The organism is Streptomyces sp. NPDC001617 (genome assembly GCF_053596855.1).
The window spans coordinates 35,838-53,463 of the sequence record NZ_JBSFHA010000076.1; the positions used below are offsets into that span (position 1 = coordinate 35,838).

A 17,626-nucleotide genomic window follows, 5' to 3' on the forward strand; every position below is an offset into this window, starting at 1 on the left:
GACAATTCTGATGAGGTCATCAGTCGAGGGGCGGGCGGACCTGTCGATCGGCCGGAGTCGGATAGGTCCGAGCTGCTGCTCGCCTTCTGCGCGAGCATGGCCGCCGGCACCCTCACGATCGTCCCGGGCGGCCCCGGCCTCGTCGACAGCGCGCTTCGGCGCGGGCCGGATCACCTGGCCGATCATCCGCAGGCTGAACCGACGGGAGCCGGTGCCGGAGGCGGCACAGCTCTCGTGACCGCTCTGTGCTGTACGCGCTGCTCGGTCTGAGCCGGCTGGTGGGGCAGGGCCTGGACGCGGCCGCCGCCCGCATGCCGGGCCGGCCGGCCACGTCCACCGCGGCGGCCCTGCTCGCCCTGGTGTCCCTCGCCGCCCTGTCGTTTCCCGCCCGGTCGAGCGTCCGTGAGGGGGACGGACACGGCGACGAACTGCGCGCACTCGCCCGCGTCGTGGCCGCGAACGCGCAGGACGGCGATGCCGTGCTGTTCCAGCCGAAGGCCTGGCGTTCGACCGCTGTCGCGTACCCGAGCGCCTTCTCCGACACCACCGACATCGCCCTCCAAGCGCCGTTCGACCCGACCGACCCGGACGGGCTCGAGCACACCCCGTCCCAGGTCACGGCCGCGTCTGGGTGGTCTCCGGTCCCGGCCGGCACCGCAGACCCGGATCACGCGACGCCATCCTGTGGGACGCGGTGAACACCGCCTACCGCCTGCACCGCACCTGGCACGTCGGCGTCCAGGCCGTACGCCTGTATGTCACCCCGGCGCCCCCGTGACCGCGGACAGGGTCAGGCCTTGCCCTGCAGTCGCCAGATCTGGTTCTTCTTGGTGGCGAGGACGCTCGCGGCGTCGCAGGTCCACTGGTGGACCAGGGCCCGCGGCGAGGTCGAGACGTCGGAGACGTCGACGCACTTGCCGCTGTGCACGGCCACGAGCTGGTAGTCCTGGCTGTTGCCGAGCGCGGTCACCGGGTTGAGGGTGAACATCTGGTTGGTGCCGCCGTTGCAGGTGTACTGCTCGACCGCGGCGCCGTCCGCCGTCGAGGCACCGGCCACGTCCAGGCACTTGCCGCTGAGCTCATTGACCACCGTGTAGGTGTTGGTACGCCCGGACACCGGCTTGAGGTCGAGCATCTGCTGGTAGCCGCCCTCGCAGTAGTACTGCTGGTACTGCTTGCCGTTGGCGGTGCTCAGATCGGTGTCGTCCAGGCACTGGCCGCTGTTCTCGCTCACGGCGACCGTCGGGACGGTGGTGTCGGACGGCGGCATCAGGGTGACCGTGTAGCCGTCCTTGGCGTTGGTGAACGGGACGCTGACCGAGGCGGCGTTGTTGCTGACCGTCACCGTGGTGTCGGAGACCGTCGTCGGTCCGGTGACGGCCGCGCCGCTGTTGTACGGGACGCGCTGGACGACGGCGCGGACCTTGCCGCTCTCCACCACCGACGTCGTGTTCAGACCGGTGAGGTTGACGGTGACCGTGCCGGTGTTGCCGCTGCTGCCGAGCAGAATCCTGGCGTTCTTGGCGGAGTTGTCCTTGGTGGCCAGGCCGTCGGTGCCGGTGCCCGGTATCAGGTTGACGATGTTGCCGGTCTGGGAGCCGTAGTAGCGGTACATGAACCACTCGCCGAGCGGCAGGTACTGGCCGGCACTGTTCTTGGTGAGCAGGTTGGCCTCGTAGTCGTGCAGCTTGGTGCCCGAGGCCCAGTTGCCGCGCAGCCCGTCGGCGCCGGCCCGCTCGAGGCGGCCGATGAACCAGGCGCCGCCGCCGGGAGATTGCATGGCCAGCGTGGCGTACTCGTTGATCTGGTACGGCCGCGTGTTCGTCAACCCGGCTGATGCGAGGGTCGAGTTGGCGCGGCCCACGTCGGTGACCGGGTCACCCGGCTCGTCGTGCCAACTCCAGATGTCCGGCGCGACGTTGTTGGCCTTGACGTAGGAAAGGAACGTCGTCCACCAGGAGTTGGAGGAGTTCGGCTGGCCCGCGATGCTGGGTCCGACGATCAGCTGACCCGGGAACGCGGCCCGGACCTTGGCGTAGAACCGGGACCACATCTGCAGGTACTGGCTCTGCGAGGCGCCCCAGAAGCCGCTGCCGTCGGGCTCGTTCCACAGATCCCACTCGACGGTCATGTTGTTGGCCTTGACGTCGCCGATCAGCTGGGTGACGAAGGCGTCGAACTGCGTCCAGTCACCGTTGTCGCCCGGCCAGCCCTGGCTGGTGGTGCCGTCGGCGCCCCACAGGTCGTGCGGGAGCAGCACGAAGGTGCCGCCCAGGGCGGCGGTCCGCTTGTACTGGGCCAGGGTGGAGGCCCAGCGGGTCTGGTAGTCGGCGAGACTCGTGGCGTAGCCGCCGCTGTTGAGCTGCGCGCCGCCGGCTCGCATGAAGTGCCACTTGATGTCCTTGAAGAAGTGGTCCTGCGGCAGCGAACCGTCCGGGGTCATCCCGTAGATCATCCCGGAGGCGTGGTAGGTCGGGGCGCCACCGGCCGTGGCGAAGTCGACGGTGACGCCGGTGTCGGCGGCGTGCGAGGTGGTGGCGGGCAGCAGGCCGGCGGCAAGGGCGGCCAGCAGGACGGCGGTTCTGGACAGCGGACGCGATGAACGCTGACGCATGGGCGGCTCTTTCTGGTGTCGGGAGTGCGAGAACGGGCACACGTATTCGAACCGGTTCGAGGAGACATCGGGCTGCCCCGCTGAGCTCACGGGTGCCGGAGGAGGTGTCAGGTCGAACCGGTTCGGCGGAACTTAGCACCGCCGAAACCGGCCAGCAATACCTCGGCGGGGTCCGCTCGAACAGCTCACGATCATCGACTGGGCTCAGGTGCAGGCCGGACAGGACGGGATGCGCTCTCGGGGGCTCGCCGTGCACCAGGCGTTTGTGCTCAGCCGTCTCGCCCGCGCGGCAAACGCGTTGTCGCCACCGACGCCGGCACTGAGCTCAGGGCCGGCCGTGAGGAGGCGGTGATCGCCAAGGTGCCGTCATCGTGTCGCAAGCGGACCGGCAGCCGACCCTCTTCCTCGCCGGACATCTTGTTCTGTTCCTCGAACCGGGCGGCGTCGAGCGGCTCCTCGCCGGGGTTTCCAGCCGAGCGGGAGCGCCCTGGCCGTCACCGCCGCAGTGCACCCCTGCCGGTCGCCCGTGCGGAACCGCTCAGAGCCAGTCCCGTCGCTTGAAGATGACGTACAGGCTGACGCATACGCCTGCCATCAGGGCGATCGCGAAGGGGTAGCCGAGCACCCAGTGCAGCTCCGGCATGTGCGTGAAGTTCATGCCGTAGATCGTCCCGACCAGCGTCGGAGCGAACAGGATGGCCGCCCACGAGGAGATTCTCTTGATCTCCTCGTTCTGCTCGAAGCCCGCTTCCGCCAACGCCCGCATCTCCGCGTTCTGTTGCTGGGTGACCAGGGTGGCGTTGACGGTGAGGATCTCGGTGAGGGCCTGGCGGAAGCCGTCGACGCGTTCGCTTGTGTGGGTGACGTGGTCGGCGACGTCCCGGAGGTAGCGCTGGAGTTCCTCGTCGGTCTCGTACTTGGCGAAGCCGGCCATCAGGCTGTGCAGCATGCCGACCAGGGGGCGGGTGGCGCGCTGGAACTCGACCATCTCGCGGGAGAGTTCGTAGATACGGCGGGAGACCTCCGGGTCGCCGCGGAAGACCTCCGTCTCGATCTCGTCGATGTCGTTCTGGACGCCGGATACGACGGGGGCGTAGCCGTCGACCACCGCGTCGAGGATGGCGTAGAGCACGGCCTCGGGACCGAGCCCCAGCAGTTCCGGCGCCTCCTCCATGCGGTGGCGGACCGCGGAGAGGTCGGGGGCGGCGCCGTGCCGGACCGTGATCACGAAGTCGGGGCCGAGGAAGACGTGCAGTTCGCCGAAGTCGACCTCCTCGGGGGCGTCGAGATAGCGGGCCGCGCGCAGGACGACGAAGAGCGTGTCGCCGTAGCGCTCCAGCTTCGGGCGCTGGTGGGCCTCCATCGCGTCCTCGACCGACAGCGGGTGGAGGTCGAACTCGTCGGCCAGGGACAGGAGTTCGGCCTCCGTCGGACGTGCCAGACCGATCCAGGCCATGCCGGACGGCTCCTCGCGCAGCTCGCGGAAGGTCTCGGCGAGGGTGGCGGGGGAGGAGACCCGGACGCCGTCCCGGTACAGCGCCGCCTGGACGACGCTGGCCACCTCCGACGACTCGGTGGGGGCCGGGGCGGCCGGTGGGAGAGCGGTGTCGGCCGAGGGCGGCGGCGGGGTCGTCAGGGCGCGGCGCAAGACGGACTTCACGGAGTTCTTCGGCGCCGGACGGGCGGGTCGCTCGGACATGCGGCTGCCTCCCGGATCGAAGCTGCGGCTGCGTGATCCCGGGCAGGATATACGGGGCAAACGACGCCGGGGTGGCGGGCGGCGCCGGGATTTGGTGAGAGGTGCGGACCGAAGCTGACCGCAAGGGCGGTTAGCGTGCGGGGCATGACGAAGGAGACGGGTTCCAGTGGGCGGGGTGGGGCGAGGGCGATGAGCTCCCACGGACAGGGCGCGATGAGGGGGACCGACGGTCGGGGGACAGCGCGCTGCGGGACCGGCTTTCGAGGGAAGGGGGCGAGGGCGGTGGCGGCCTCTCGAGGGCAGGGAAGGACGGCGGCGGCGGGTTCTCCAGGGCACGGCATGACGGACATGGCGGTTCTCGGAGGTGAGGGACGGTGACCAGGACGACCGACCCCCGCAGGCGGCGCAGCCCCCGGGCATCCGCCGCCCCCGCTCCCGTGCTCGCCTCCCGCGCCCTCAACCGTGCCACCCTCGACCGGCAACTGCTGCTGCGTCGGTCCCCGCTCTCCGTCGAGGCCGCTGTCGAGCATCTTCTCGGGCTTCAGGCGCAGAACGTGAAGCCGCCGTACTACGCACTCGCCGCCCGCCTCGACGGCTTCGCCCCCGAGCGGCTCTCCGCGCTGATGGCGGACCGCGAGGTCGTCCGTATCGTCACCATGCGCTCCACGATCCACACCCACACCGCCGCCGACGCCCTCACCCTGCGCCCACTGGTCCAACCGGCCCGCGACCGCGAACTCACCATCTTCCGCAAGGGGCTTGCCGGCGTCGACCTCGACCGCCTCGCCGTCCTCGCCCGCGACCTCGTCGAGGCCGAGCCCCGCACCATGAAGCAGCTGCGTGAGGCCCTCGCCGACGAGTGGCCCGACGCCGACCCTCAGGCCCTCGGAATCGCAGCCCGCTGCAAGCTGCCCCTCGTCCAGGTCACCCCGCGCGGACTGTGGGGCCAGAGCGGCCAGGTCGCCCTGACGACAGCGGAACACTGGCTGGGCCCCCACCGCACGGCCCGCACGCTCCCGCCGCCCGCGCCCGGCACGCCGATCCCCGCGACCGCTGAAGGCGCTCCTGCCGCGAACGCCCCCGACCCGGTGTCGGACAACCCGTCCCCCACACCTGCCGAAACCGTCCCCGACCCGATGTCGGGCAAGCTCTCCTCGTCGCCCGCCGAGACCCCGCCCACCCCCACCCCCGACCTCACCATCCTCCGCTACCTCGCCGCCTTCGGCCCCGCCTCCGTCAAGGACATGCAGACCTGGGCCGGTCTCACCCGTCTGCGGGACGCCTTCGAGCGGCTTCGGCCCCGGCTTCTCACCTTCCGGGACGAGAACGGGACCGAACTCTTCGACCTTCCCGACGCTCCTCGCCCCGACCCCGACACCCCCGCCCCTCCCCGTTTCCTCCCGGAGTTCGACAACCTGCTCCTCTCCCACGCCGACCGCACCCGCGTCGTACCGCCCGAGTACCGGGGCCGCAGCTGGGTGGGCAACGTCGTCCACCGCACCCTCCTCGTCGACGGCTTCCTCGCCGGTGTGTGGAAGCTGGGCGAGGACGAGCTCGTCATCGAACCCTTCGGGAAACTCACCAAGGCCCAGCGGGAGGACGTGGCCGAGGAGGGGGAGCGGATGCTGGCGAGCATGCATGCGGGGGCCTCGTACGACATCCGTTTCGGCGCCGTGATCAAGTAGCCCACGGCCCGCCCGCCGCACCCCTCTAGAGTCGGGCCCATGGAACTGCGGCAGCTCACCTACTTCGTCACCGTCGCCGAGGAGCTGCACTTCGGACGGGCGGCCGAGCGGCTGCACATCGTGCAGTCCGCGGTGAGCATGCAGATACAGCGCCTGGAGCGGGAGCTGGGCGCCGAGCTGTTCGACCGTACGCCGAGAAGGGTGCGGCTGACGGCCGCGGGGGAGCGGCTGCTGCCCGAGGCGAGGGCGGTGCTCGCGGCCGCGGACCGGGCACGTGCCGCCGTCGCTCCGCCGCCGGGCTTCCGGATCGGCACGAGCACCGGGATGGGTGTTCATCTGGACCGCGTGCTCGCCGCGTTCGCGCGCCGGGCGCCCGACACCCCCGTCGAGCTCTTCTCGCTCCCCGCCGCCGAGCGCCTCGCCAAGGTCGCCGGCGGTCAGCTCGACGCCGCGTTCGTACGGTCCGTCGAGCCGATACCCGGCGTCCGCGTCCTCCCCTTGTGGCCCGACCCCCTGGTCGCCGCCCTCCCCGCCACCCACCCCCTCGCCGACCGCGACGAGATCGGTGTGGAGGAGCTGGCCGGGCTGCCCCTCGCCCTCACCGACCGGCGCAACAACCCGGCCCTGGTCGACCTGGTCATCGGTGCCTGCCACGAGGCCGGCTTCGAACCCCTGCCCGGACCGGCGAGCGGTTCCCTCCAGGACACCCTCGCCACCATCGGCACCCGCCCCCTGTGGACGGTCGTCTACGCGTCCCACGCGCGCGTGCTGCACACCCCCCGCGTGGCCTTCGTGCCCTTCCGCGCACCCGGCCTCGCTCTGTCGACGGGCCTCGCCGTGTCCGACTCGGCCACGCCGACGCATCTGGACACCCTGATCCTGGCCTGCGGCGATCACGAGAACTGATCGCTGCGGTCGCGGTCTGCTTCTTGGTCACGGATGCCGGACGCGATGGACTGGGGTCACCGAGAGGGAAGCCGACAAGGCTACGGACCAAGGGAGTTCAGCCATGCCGATCGTCACCATCCAGCAGGGCCCGCGCGACGTCGAGCTCAAGCGGGACCTCGTCAAGCGCGTCACCGACGCCTTCGTGGACGCGTACCGGATTCCGGCCGAGACCGTGCAGGTCTGGATCCACGAGGTTCCGGCGGACAGCTGGGGCGCGGCGGGCAGGCTCGTCGCCGACAAGTAGCGGCCCCCTTTCCCGGGGGCGTGGAAAGGGGGCGCTGCGGGCTGCTCGTGGTAGCCCGCAACGCCCCCTTGTCTCTCACCTGAGGGATACTCAGGAGACCTTCTGGAGCTAGGAGTTGACCTGCGCGGTCACCAGGCTGGAGAAGGTGGTCAGCCGGGTGTAGACACCCGGGTAACCGGCCTCCGCACAGCCCTCGCCCCAAGAAGTGATCCCTGCCAGGACGCCCCCGATGAGCAGGGGACCGCCGCTGTCGCCCTGGCAGGTGTCTGTGCCGCCGGACGTGTATCCGGCGCAAACCATGTCGGACTTGACGTAGTCCGAACCGTAGGAGCTCGCGCAGCTGGAGTCGGACACGATCGGGACGGTCGCGGTCCGCAGCTGGTTGGAGGAGCTGCCGTTCTCCGAGGTGGTGCCCCAGCCGAGGATGCGGGCGGTGGTGCCGGCCGCGTACACGGAGGTGTCGGAGGAGGAGACGTACGAGGCCGGGGTGTACGACATCGACGTCGAGAGCGTGAGGACGGCGACGTCGTCGCCGTTGGTGGCGTCGGTGTAGTCCGGGTTGATCCAGATCTTGCTGACCCGGCTGACCGTGCCGTTGGTGCCGTTCAGGTAGGTGCGGCCGCCGACGACTCTGACGCTGCTGGTGGTCTCGCCGACCATACAGTGCGCGGCCGTCACGACCTTGGTGGCCGATACGAGGGTGCCGCCGCAGAACTGGTTCTGCGAGGCGTCGGTGATCTGCATCATGAACGGGTACGCGGTCGTCGTGGTCGTCGTACCGCCCACGATGGGTTGCGGGGCGGCCACAGCGGTGGGGGCGCTGAGCAGTGCGGTCGCTGCCGCGGCAGCGGTCGCCGCGACGACGGCGGCGGTCTTCTTTGCGCGGTTGAGCCCGAACATGCGTCTCCTCGTGGGGGGATAGCCGGTGGGGGGTCGCGCGGGTGTGGGGGGTTGTGCACGGGGGTCGCGGGACCGACCCCCGTATGCCCGGGCGAGCGGCACGTTCATAAGCTAGAACGCGGAAGTTCCCGTTCCCAATGAGGGAACCCCCTAGGGGGAGTTGGGCAGGGAAAACCCTCGGTCGCCGGCTAGTAAACCCGGACAAACCTCACTTTGTGCGGCGCCCCGCCGCTAGTCGGACGATATCCACCCGAGAGCGGATGCCGAGCTTGCGGTAGACCCGCGTGAGGGTCGCCTCGACCGTCTTGACGCTGATGAACAGACGTCCCGCGATCTCGCGGTTGGTCGCGCCCTCCATGACGAGTGCGGCGACCTGACGCTCCATCGAGGCGAGGCCCTCCAGGCCCTCTGACGCAGGGGTGGGGGGACTCGGTTCCACCCGGCTCGCGACGGTGGCCGCCTCGACCTGACGCAGCCACGGCAGGGCCCGGCAGCGGCGGAAGAGACGGGCGGCCTCGTCGTACGACGCCGGGCCCGGCCGCCGGGTGTGCAGCGCGGCCTGTGCGAAGGCCGCGCGGGCCTCTTCCAGGCCGTAGCCCAGTTTGGCCAGCCGGTCCTGAGCGGACGTCAGCTGGGCGAGGGCGGCGTCGTGCTCGCCGCGCGCGGCCCGCACGAGCGCCTCGGCGCGGTCGAGCACGGCCAGCATGCTCTCCCGGCCCAGCCGCAGGGCGTGGGCGCGGGTCTCGTCGACGACCTGCTGGGCCTCGTCGAGCTCCCCGGTGCGTACGAGGGCCTCGGCGAGGTCCCCGTGCCAGCGGCCACGGGCCGGGTCGGTGATGCCGAAACCGTTCTCCAGCTCGCGTACCCGGCGCAGCGAGCCGGCCGCCCCCTCGGCGTCGCCCGCGACCAGCTGGGCGTGTCCGAGGGCGGTCAGGCCCCGCGAGATGTACATCTGGTCCCCGGCCTGCTCGGCGAGTTGCACCGCCTCCCGGCCCAGCTCCAGCGCCCGCTCCGTGTCCCCGCCGGCGGCCTCCGCGAGGGAGGCGAGTACGGCGGAGGGCATCTCGCCGATTCCGGAGTCCCGGGCCAGCCGCATGCTCTCGCGGGCCAGGTCGAGGGCCCGTCCGCAGTGGCCGGAGCGCAGTTCGGTGTCGGCGAGCAGGCGTAGGAAGTGCACCTCGCTCTCGACCATGCCGCGCCGCCGCACCTCGCGCAGCAGCGCGCTGACGGTGGAGCGGGCGTCGGGCAGTTCGTCGCTCATGATCAGCCAGCGGTAGCGGGCCGTGCCCGCCCCGTTGTGATGGCAGGCCACCTGCGGGTCCTGAGGCTCCTTGAGCGCCCGCAGAATCGTCGTCGGGGCGTCCGGGTGGCCCATCAGGGTCTCGGTCTGTGCCTGGAAGGACAGCGCGAGAAGCTCGGTGCGCCGGTCGCCGGCCTTCGCCGCCAGCTCCGCCGCGTGCGCGGCCTCCTCCCGGCCCTTGGCGAAGTCGCCCTCGACGACCAGTCCGCGCCAGGCCAGCTGGTAGTGGACCAGGGCGAGCAGCCTGGGGTCGTCACCGGCGTCGGCGAGTACCTGCGGGTAGACGGTGTCGACCTCGCCGAGCGCCTGTCCGGCCGCCTCGATCACCACCATCCAGGCCCGCACCCGCTCCGCCGGGTCGGTCGCCCGGGTCAGCACCTCGCGGGCGATGTCCCGGGCGAGGTCCACCTCGCCGGCGGTGATCGCGTCCTCGGCGGCCTGCAGCCGGCGCTCGTCCGGGCCGGGGTCGCCGTCGGCCGGCGTGTGCAGCGCGGCGAGCAGTCCGAGCGAGGCGGCCGCCGACGGCGCCCCGCGGTCGCGGGCCACGGCGGCGGCCTCGGAGAGCCGGGCCGCGGCCTCCGGGTCGGTGCCGGTCGTGGCGAGGGCGAGGTGCCGGGCCCGCTCGATCGGGTCGGAGGCGGCCGTGGACAGCGCGGCATGTGCGGCCCGCCGCTCCTGCGCGGGCGCCTCCGCGTACAGCGCGGCCGAGATCAGCGGATGCGCGAAGCGTACGGCGGGACCCTCGGGGTCCGTTGCCAGCAGCCCGAGTTCGGCCGCCTGCGCGGTCTCCGCCTCGGCGTTCTCGCGGCCGGCCGCGTGCAGCAGGGCCAGGGTGGGGCGGGCACCGGCACTCGCGACGAGGAGGGTGCGGCGGGCCTCGTCGGACAGCGCCTCCAGGCGGTTGAGGACCAGGGCGCGCAGCGAGGTCGGCACGGGCAGGGGCTCGCCGGGTCTGGGCGGGGTCGGGTTCTCGGCGAGGGCGCGGCCGAGCTCCAGGGCGAAGAGCGGATTGCCCGCGCTGGTGCGATGGATGTCGCGGACCGTGGAGCGGGGCAGGCCGGTGTAGCCGCGGTGGTCGAGCAGCGCGGAGACCTGGGCGCGGGAGAGCGCGCCGAGCCGGACGGCGAGGGTGTCCGGGGGCGACGCGCGTAGGTGACGGTCGTACTCCTGGCCCTCCGTGCGCACCGCGCACAGCAGTTGGACGGGCGTGTCGCCGAGGCGGCGGGCGGCGAAACCGAGGAGCTCGGCGCTCGCCGAGTCCAGCCACTGGAGGTCGTCGGCGACGATGAGCACGGGACCCGTCGCGGCGAGGGCGCGCAGGGTGGAGAGCACGGCGAGACGCAGGGCGAGTCCGTCCTGCTGGAGGGTGGACTCGCCACGGCCGGTGAGCGCCGACTCCAGGGCCGTGCGCTGGCCCGCGGGGAGCTTGTCGGAGACCTCGTCGAGGACCAGGCCGAGCAGGTCGGCGAGGGCCAGGAACGGGAGATGGGATTCGGACTCGGTCGCCGAGCAGCGCAACACGGTGTGATCGGCTGTCCCATATTCGGATGCCAATGCCCGCAGGACGGTCGACTTTCCTATTCCGGCGGGGCCGTGGAGCAGCACACTGCCGCCGCGGGCGAGCTGCTCACGCGCCGCGCCGAACGGCTCCTCCCGGCCGATGACCAGGTCGGGGCGGCCTCTGGCAGGCTCCGTGAAGTCCCGTCGCACGGTCACCGCTCCCCTCCGTGTGTCGTGTTCTGGCCAAATTCTAGGCAACGTTTCATTGGAATTCGGACGGACGAGGTGGTGAGGGATATAACAATGCCGCAGCACACAGAAATTCAAAGCGCCGCTGAATGAATAGCGACTGGTCCAACCGGTTGCCGACGGCTACGGCAGCAGCCCCGAGCGACGCGCCGCCGCGACCGCCTCACCCCGCGTGTGCGCACCCAGTTTCCGCATCGCCGAGCGCAGATAGCTCTTCACCGTCTCCGGCCGCAGCGCCAGCCGCTCCGACGCGGCTGCGTTCGTCGCGCCGGCCGCCAGACAGGCCAGAACGTCCAGCTCACGAGGTGTCAGACGCACCGCCGCCGGGGGAATCTCCGGCGTCAGCAGCTCGCACGCGTCCAGCAGTTCGGCCCGCAGTGTCGGGTCGGCGATCCGCGGGGCCAGCGCCCGCAGCGCCGTGTGCGCCTCCCGCACCTGCTCCCAAGCGGCGCCTGCCGTCGCGTTCCGAGGCTCGGCCCGGGCGGCCTCCGCCAGCAGCTCCCGCGTCTGGTCCTGGACCACCAGCGCCTGCTCGACGTCGCGCGCGGCCTCCATCGCCGCGTCCAGCGTGCGGTCGCCCAGCGGCTGGGGTGTGCGCAGGGCGCCGTAGAGGACACCGCGCACCCGGCGTCGTACCACCACCGGAACCGCCAGGATCGAGTGCAGCCCCTCCATGGCGACCGGGATGTCGTACTCGTGGCTGATCTGCCGCGACGAGGAGTAGTCCGTCACGGCGCACGGGCGGGCGAACGCGACCGCCCGGCCGCCGAGTCCGTTCCCCGAGGTCACCGGGAGTCCGCTGAGCGCGGAGGTCGTGTTGCCGTTCAGTTCGCTGATGCGTACGTGCTGCCGCCCCGGCTCCACCAGCCCGCCGAAGGCGACCGGCAGCCCGGTCGTGCGCCGCAGCCGCACCAGCGCGCTGCGTATCTCCACGGCACCGGCCGTGTCTGCTGTCACCTGCTCGCCCTTTCCCGCAGTGTGGGCCCTGTCCCGGGGCCCGTTTCCCACGACGCACCCCCGTTCGGGGGTAGTGAGACCTGCATCACGGATTACACGATGGCAGAGAGCCGCCCGGCAATGGTCCGGTATGAGGAGGACGCACGATGACGACGGCGACGGAAGGCTTCCGGAGCGCGCGGGACTTCCTGCTGGAGCACCGCGAGGACTATGCGAAGGCATACGAGGGGTTCAGCTGGCCCCGCCCCGAGCGCTTCAACTGGGCGCTCGACTGGTTCGACGTCATCGCCGACGGCAACGACCGGACCGCCCTGCACATCGTCGAGGAGGACGGCACCGAGGTCCGGGTCTCCTTCGCGGAGATGTCCGAGCGCTCGGACCGGGTGGCGAACTGGCTGAAGGACCGGGGTGTCCGCGCCGAGCAGCGGATCCTCGTCATGCTCGGCAACCAGGTCGAGCTGTGGGAGACCGCCCTGGCCGCGATGAAGCTGCGCGCGGTCGTCATCCCGGCGACTCCGCTGCTCGGCCCCGCCGACCTGCGCGACCGCGTCGACCGGGGCCGGGTCAAGCATGTGATCGTGCGGGCGGAGGACACCGCCAAGTTCGACGACGTGCCCGGCGCCTACACCCGCATCTCCGTCGGCGGGCTCCCGGAGGAGGGCTGGGAGCCGTTCGAGGACGCGTACGTCGCCCCCGCCGAGTTCCTGCCCGACGGCCCCACCCTCGCCGACGACCCGCTGATGCTGTACTTCACCTCGGGCACGACGGCCCGCCCCAAGCTGGTCGAGCACACCCACACCTCGTACCCGATCGGCCACCTGGCGACCATGTACTGGATCGGCCTCAAGCCCGGCGACGTGCACCTGAACATCTCCTCGCCCGGCTGGGCCAAGCACGCCTGGTCCAACCTCTTCGCCCCGTGGAACGCGGAGGCGACCGTCTTCATCCACAACTACACGCGCTTCGACGCGGGGCGGCTGATGGCCGAGATGGACCGGGCCGGCGTCACCACCTTCTGCGCCCCGCCGACCGTGTGGCGCATGCTGATCCAGGCCGACCTGACCCAGCTGCGGAACAGGCCGCGCGAGGTGGTGGCCGCCGGGGAGCCGCTCAACCCCGAGGTCATCGAGCAGGTGCGGCGGGCCTGGGGTGTGACCATCCGGGACGGCTTCGGGCAGACGGAGACGGCGGTGCAGGTCGCCAACAGTCCGGGGCAGCGGCTGAAGACCGGCTCGATGGGACGGCCGAGCCCGGGGTACAAGGTCGAGCTCCTCGACCCGGTGACCGGCGCGCCCGGCGCCACCGAGGGCGAGATCGCCCTGGACCTGTCGGCGCGGCCCGTCGGCCTGATGACCGGCTACCACGGCGACCCGGACCGTTCGGCGGAGGCGATGGCCGGCGGCCACTACCGCACCGGCGACATCGGCTCGCGTGACGAGGACGGCTACATCACCTACGTGGGCCGGGCCGACGACGTCTTCAAGGCGAGCGACTACAAGATCTCCCCCTTCGAGCTGGAGAGCGCCCTGCTGGAGCACGAGGCGGTGGCCGAGGCGGCCGTCGTGCCCGCGCCGGACGAGCTGCGCCTCGCCGTGCCGAAGGCGTATGTGGTGCTGGCGGAGGGCTGGCAGCCGGGTCCCGACACGGCCAAGGTGCTCTTCGAGCACTCCCGCGAGGTCCTCGCCCCCTACAAGCGCATCCGCCGCCTGGAGTTCGCCGCGCTCCCCAAGACCGTCTCCGGCAAGATCCGCCGCATCGAGCTGCGTGAGGCCACGGCGGCCGGCTCGACCGCCGAGTACCGCGAGGAGGACTTCCGATGACGGAACTGTCGTACACCCACGGGACCGGCACCACCGCGCTGCTCGGCGACACGATCGGCGCCAACCTCGACCGGGCCGTCGCCGCCTGGCCGGACCGCGAGGCGCTGGTCGACGTGGAGTCGGGGCGGCGCTGGACGTACGCCCAATTCGCCGCCGACATCGACCGGTTGGCGTACGCGCTGCTCGCGAGCGGTGTGGCCAAGGGCGACCGGGTGGGGATCTGGGCGGTCAACTGCCCCGAGTGGGTGCTGGTCCAGTACGCCACCGCGCGCATCGGCGCGATCATGGTGAACATCAACCCGGCGTACCGGACGCACGAGGTGGAGTACGTCCTGGGCCAGGCAGGGATCTCCCTGCTGTTCGCCTCGCTCAGCCACAAGACGAGCGACTACCGGGCGATGGTCGAGCAAGTGCGCGGGAAATGCCCGCAGTTGAGGGAGACGGTCTACATCGCCGACCCGAGCTGGGACGCGCTGATCGCCCGCGGGACTCCGGCGCCGTACCCGGACCTGTCCTGCGACGACCCGATCAACATCCAGTACACCTCGGGCACGACGGGTTTCCCCAAGGGGGCGACCCTCTCCCACCACAACATCCTCAACAACGGTTATTTCGTCGGGGAGATGATCGCCTACAGCGAGCAGGACAGGGTGTGCATCCCGGTCCCGTTCTACCACTGCTTCGGCATGGTCATGGGCAACCTGGCCGCCACCTCGCACGGTGCCTGCATGGTCATCCCGGCCCCGTCCTTCGACCCGAAGGCCACGCTGGAGGCCGTCCAGCAGGAGCGCTGCACCTCGCTGTACGGCGTACCGACCATGTTCATCGCGGAGTTGAACCTCCCCGACTTCGCGGCGTACGACCTCACTTCGCTGCGCACCGGCATCATGGCGGGCTCGCCCTGCCCGGTGGAGGTGATGAAGCGGGTGGTCGCCGAGATGAACATGTCCGAGGTGTCGATCTGCTACGGCATGACGGAGACGTCGCCGGTCTCCACCCAGACCCGGCGCGAGGACGACCTGGAACATCGCACCGGCACCGTGGGCCGGGTCCTCCCGCACCTCGAGGTGAAGGTCGTCGACCCGGCGACCGGAGTGACCCAACCCCGGGGCACGGCGGGCGAGTTGTGCACCCGCGGCTACAGCGTGATGCTCGGCTACTGGAACGAGCCCGAGAAGACCGCGGAGGCCGTCGACCCCGGCCGCTGGATGCACACGGGAGACCTCGCCGTCATGCGCGAGGACGGCTACGTCGAGATCGTCGGCCGCATCAAGGACATGATCATCCGGGGCGGCGAGAACATCTACCCGCGTGAGATCGAGGAGTTCCTGTACGGCCACCCGAAGATCCAGGACGTCCAGGTCGTCGGGGTCCCCGACGAGCGGTACGGCGAGGAGGTCCTGGCCTGCGTGATCCCGAGGGACCCGGCGGACCCGCTCACGCTGGAGGAACTGCGCGCGTTCTGCGAGGGGCGGCTGGCGCACTACAAGGTGCCGAGCCGGTTGCGGATCCTGGAGGCCTTCCCGATGACGGTGTCGGGGAAGGTGCGAAAGGTGGAGCTGAGGGAGAAGTACGGGGTCTGAGGACGCCTCTGTACGGGATGCCGCCGGGGTTCATGCCCCGGCGGCATCCATGTCGTCGGCGACGCTGTTCACCGGCTGCGGCGTCCCCGTCGGGTCCAGGACGAACAGCGGGACGCCCAGGGCGTCCGCGCGGGCCCGGGCGTCGCCCGCGTAGCCGGCCAGGGAGAAGTAGACGCAGCCCGCGGACTCCGTCATGGCCGTGAGCCACAGGCACTCCACGTCCCGCACCGAGGCCGGGCGCACCGTCGGGTCGACCTGGGCCAGCAGCCCGCGGGCCGCGATGCCGATGCCGGACGGCGGCCGCTGGTCGGCGCGGCGGATGTCCTTGTAGCCGAGCCAGCGCAGATAGATCGCGGCGGCCGTCACCGCGTCGCGTGCCGTGCGGATGGTGACGGGCTGGAAGCGGGGGCGGCGCCGCCCCTGTCCTTCCGGGTCCGGAGCCTTCTCGGTGCGGGCATCCGTCGCGGCGGCGTTCTGGGCCACCGGCACCCGCAGCACCGTCCCGCACGGGCACCCCAGCTCCGGGCGCGGCCACTCGTCCCGGCGCCCGCAGGTGTCGCAGCGCAGGGTGATCCAGTCCTCTTCCCAGACGGCGTGGGTGACGGCCGTCGCCGTGCCGTGGCGGTCCAGCGGCGGGGTGACGGGTGCCCCGCACACGCACGGATACGACGGCGCCGTGTAGAGGTGCTCGCGCCGGCAGGCCGGGCAGCGCACCGGGACGCTCTCGGACATGGCCCTCATCGTGCACCGGCGGACCCCCGCTTGTCCCTCTCTTGACGGCCTTCCTTCACCCACCTACATTGCTTCCAGATAGTAGAAAATAGTTTCCGCAATACGGAATAGCTGCGGGAGCGGCAGGGAAGTCGAACACGGAAGAGCTCACCGCGGGGCGCGACGGGCGTGCGAATCCGACAGCCGAGGCAGGAGAACTCGATGGCACGTATGACCGCTGCCCGCGCGGCAGTTGAGATCCTCAAGCGGGAGGGCGTCAGCAACGCGTTCGGTGTGCCCGGCGCGGCGATCAACCCCTTCTATGCGGCGCTCAAGGCCTCCGGCGGCATCGACCACACCCTCGCCCGCCATGTCGAGGGCGCCTCGCACATGGCCGAGGGCTACACCCGCACCCGCGCGGGCAACATCGGCGTCTGCATCGGCACCTCCGGCCCCGCCGGCACCGACATGATCACCGGTCTGTACTCCGCCATCGGCGACTCCATCCCGATCCTGTGCATCACGGGCCAGGCCCCGACCGCCGTGATCCACAAGGAGGACTTCCAGGCGGTCGACATCGCCTCGATCGCGGGGCCGGTCACGAAGATGGCGGTGACCGTCCTGGAGGCCGCGCAGGTCCCCGGCGTCTTCCAGCAGGCCTTCCATCTCATGCGCTCCGGCCGTCCCGGCCCGGTCCTGATCGACCTGCCGATCGATGTCCAGCTCACCGAGATCGAGTTCGACCCGGAGACGTACGAGCCGCTCCAGGCGTACAGGCCGACCGCGACCCGCGCCCAGATCGAGAAGGCGCTCGGGCTGCTGAACGAGTCCGAGCGGCCGCTGATCGTCGCCGGCGGCGGTGTCATCAACGCGGACGCGGCCGAACTCCTCGTCGAGTTCGCCGAGTTGACCGGCACCCCGGTGGTCCCGACCCTGATGGGCTGGGGTCTGCTCCCCGACGACCACGAGCTGAACGCCGGCATGGTGGGCCTGCAGACCTCGCATCGCTACGGCAACGCGACCTTCCTGGAGTCCGACTTCGTCCTCGGCATCGGCAACCGCTGGGCCAACCGCCACACCGGCAAGCTGGACGTCTACACGGCCGGCCGCAGGTTCGTCCACGTCGACATCGAGCCGACCCAGATCGGCAGGATCTTCGCCCCGGACTACGGCATCGCGTCCGACGCGAAGGCCGCGCTGGAGCTCTTCGTCGAGGTGGCAAGGGAGTTGAAGGCGGACGGCAGGCTCCCCGACCGTTCGGTGTGGGCGGCCTCGGCGCAGGAGAAGAAGGCGACTCTCCAGCGCCGTACGCACTTCGACGGCGGGACTTAACCCAACATCTCACGACACGAGCTGACGACAGCCATGCACCACCTGTACACCGACCACAAGGGGGCGCCTGTCTCCAGACGTTTC

Annotated in this window: 12 protein-coding genes and 1 pseudogene; 7 read left to right on the top strand and 6 right to left on the bottom strand. The window is 71.1% G+C overall.

Features of this window, described 5'->3' with window-relative positions:
• Positions 1–245: 245 nt before the first annotated feature.
• Entirely contained in the window at positions 246–698 is a 453-nt protein-coding gene (locus ACWC09_RS39635) for a hypothetical protein (RefSeq protein WP_450855907.1), read from the top strand.
• A gap of 92 nt (positions 699–790) precedes the next feature.
• Here ACWC09_RS39635 and ACWC09_RS39640 read toward each other — a convergent pair whose 3' ends face one another.
• Together ACWC09_RS39640 and ACWC09_RS39645 are read right to left on the bottom strand one after the other, a co-directional pair.
• A complete protein-coding gene (locus tag ACWC09_RS39640) occupies positions 791–2,614 on the bottom strand; it encodes an RICIN domain-containing protein (protein WP_450855908.1) in 1,824 nt (607 codons plus the stop codon).
• Positions 2,615–3,152: 538 nt separating this feature from the next.
• On the bottom strand, positions 3,153–4,313 hold the full coding sequence (locus ACWC09_RS39645; RefSeq protein WP_450855909.1) for a magnesium and cobalt transport protein CorA: 1,161 nt from the start codon (positions 4,311–4,313) through the stop codon (positions 3,153–3,155).
• A 374-nt stretch (positions 4,314–4,687) separates the two neighbouring features.
• Between ACWC09_RS39645 and ACWC09_RS39650 the strand changes: the two genes are divergently transcribed.
• The 3 genes from ACWC09_RS39650 to dmpI all read left to right on the top strand — a co-directional run bounded on the left by ACWC09_RS39650 (position 4,688) and on the right by dmpI (position 7,190).
• A complete protein-coding gene (locus ACWC09_RS39650) occupies positions 4,688–5,998 on the top strand; it encodes a winged helix DNA-binding domain-containing protein (RefSeq protein ID WP_450855910.1) in 1,311 nt (436 codons plus the stop codon).
• A gap of 39 nt (positions 5,999–6,037) precedes the next feature.
• Entirely contained in the window at positions 6,038–6,904 is an 867-nt protein-coding gene (locus tag ACWC09_RS39655; RefSeq protein ID WP_450855911.1) for a LysR substrate-binding domain-containing protein, read from the top strand.
• 103 nt (positions 6,905–7,007) lie between these two features.
• The gene (gene dmpI / locus ACWC09_RS39660) at positions 7,008–7,190 is read left to right on the top strand and encodes a 4-oxalocrotonate tautomerase DmpI (protein ID WP_450855912.1); all 183 of its coding nucleotides are present in this window, start codon (positions 7,008–7,010) and stop codon (positions 7,188–7,190) included.
• Positions 7,191–7,298: 108 nt separating this feature from the next.
• On the opposite strand, the gene ACWC09_RS39665 is transcribed toward dmpI, so the two are convergent.
• The 3 genes from ACWC09_RS39665 to ACWC09_RS39675 form a co-directional block, all read right to left on the bottom strand.
• Complete coding sequence (locus tag ACWC09_RS39665) at positions 7,299–8,090, bottom strand: S1 family peptidase (protein ID WP_450855913.1); 792 nt, start codon at positions 8,088–8,090, stop codon at positions 7,299–7,301.
• A gap of 208 nt (positions 8,091–8,298) precedes the next feature.
• Positions 8,299–11,106 (bottom strand): helix-turn-helix transcriptional regulator, encoded by a 2,808-nt coding sequence (locus tag ACWC09_RS39670; protein WP_450855914.1) that lies wholly within the window; start codon positions 11,104–11,106, stop codon positions 8,299–8,301.
• Between the two features lie 156 nt (positions 11,107–11,262).
• Positions 11,263–12,096: a response regulator transcription factor gene (locus tag ACWC09_RS39675; protein ID WP_450855915.1), complete on the bottom strand. Its 834-nt coding sequence runs from the start codon at positions 12,094–12,096 to the stop codon at positions 11,263–11,265.
• A 146-nt stretch (positions 12,097–12,242) separates the two neighbouring features.
• On the opposite strand from ACWC09_RS39675, the gene ACWC09_RS39680 reads away from it, so the two are divergent.
• Positions 12,243–13,916: an AMP-binding protein gene (locus ACWC09_RS39680; protein WP_450855916.1), complete on the top strand. Its 1,674-nt coding sequence runs from the start codon at positions 12,243–12,245 to the stop codon at positions 13,914–13,916.
• A complete protein-coding gene (locus ACWC09_RS39685; protein WP_450855917.1) occupies positions 13,913–15,499 on the top strand; it encodes an AMP-binding protein in 1,587 nt (528 codons plus the stop codon). The genes ACWC09_RS39680 and ACWC09_RS39685 overlap by 4 nt, the downstream gene beginning before the upstream one ends.
• Before the next feature lie 30 nt (positions 15,500–15,529).
• Here ACWC09_RS39685 and ACWC09_RS39690 read toward each other — a convergent pair whose 3' ends face one another.
• Positions 15,530–16,240: a hypothetical protein gene (locus ACWC09_RS39690; RefSeq protein ID WP_450855918.1), complete on the bottom strand. Its 711-nt coding sequence runs from the start codon at positions 16,238–16,240 to the stop codon at positions 15,530–15,532.
• Positions 16,241–16,432: 192 nt separating this feature from the next.
• Between ACWC09_RS39690 and gcl the strand changes: the two are divergent.
• Positions 16,433–17,530 (top strand): annotated as a pseudogene (gene gcl, locus ACWC09_RS39695) (glyoxylate carboligase); the annotation flags it as partial.
• Positions 17,531–17,626 lie beyond the last annotated feature (96 nt).

What these genes read in the sequence shown, in the direction of transcription:
- ACWC09_RS39680 (WP_450855916.1), top strand. Translation starts at nt 12,243, where the DNA reads ATGACGACGGCGACGGAAGGCTTCCGGAGCGCGCGGGACTTCCTGCTG.
- dmpI (WP_450855912.1), top strand. Translation starts at nt 7,008, where the DNA reads ATGCCGATCGTCACCATCCAGCAGGGCCCGCGCGACGTCGAGCTCAAG.
- ACWC09_RS39645 (WP_450855909.1), bottom strand. Translation starts at nt 4,313, where the DNA reads ATGTCCGAGCGACCCGCCCGTCCGGCGCCGAAGAACTCCGTGAAGTCC.
- ACWC09_RS39690 (WP_450855918.1), bottom strand. Translation starts at nt 16,240, where the DNA reads ATGAGGGCCATGTCCGAGAGCGTCCCGGTGCGCTGCCCGGCCTGCCGG.
- ACWC09_RS39655 (WP_450855911.1), top strand. Translation starts at nt 6,038, where the DNA reads ATGGAACTGCGGCAGCTCACCTACTTCGTCACCGTCGCCGAGGAGCTG.
- ACWC09_RS39640 (WP_450855908.1), bottom strand. Translation starts at nt 2,614, where the DNA reads ATGCGTCAGCGTTCATCGCGTCCGCTGTCCAGAACCGCCGTCCTGCTG.
- ACWC09_RS39665 (WP_450855913.1), bottom strand. Translation starts at nt 8,090, where the DNA reads ATGTTCGGGCTCAACCGCGCAAAGAAGACCGCCGCCGTCGTCGCGGCG.
- ACWC09_RS39685 (WP_450855917.1), top strand. Translation starts at nt 13,913, where the DNA reads ATGACGGAACTGTCGTACACCCACGGGACCGGCACCACCGCGCTGCTC.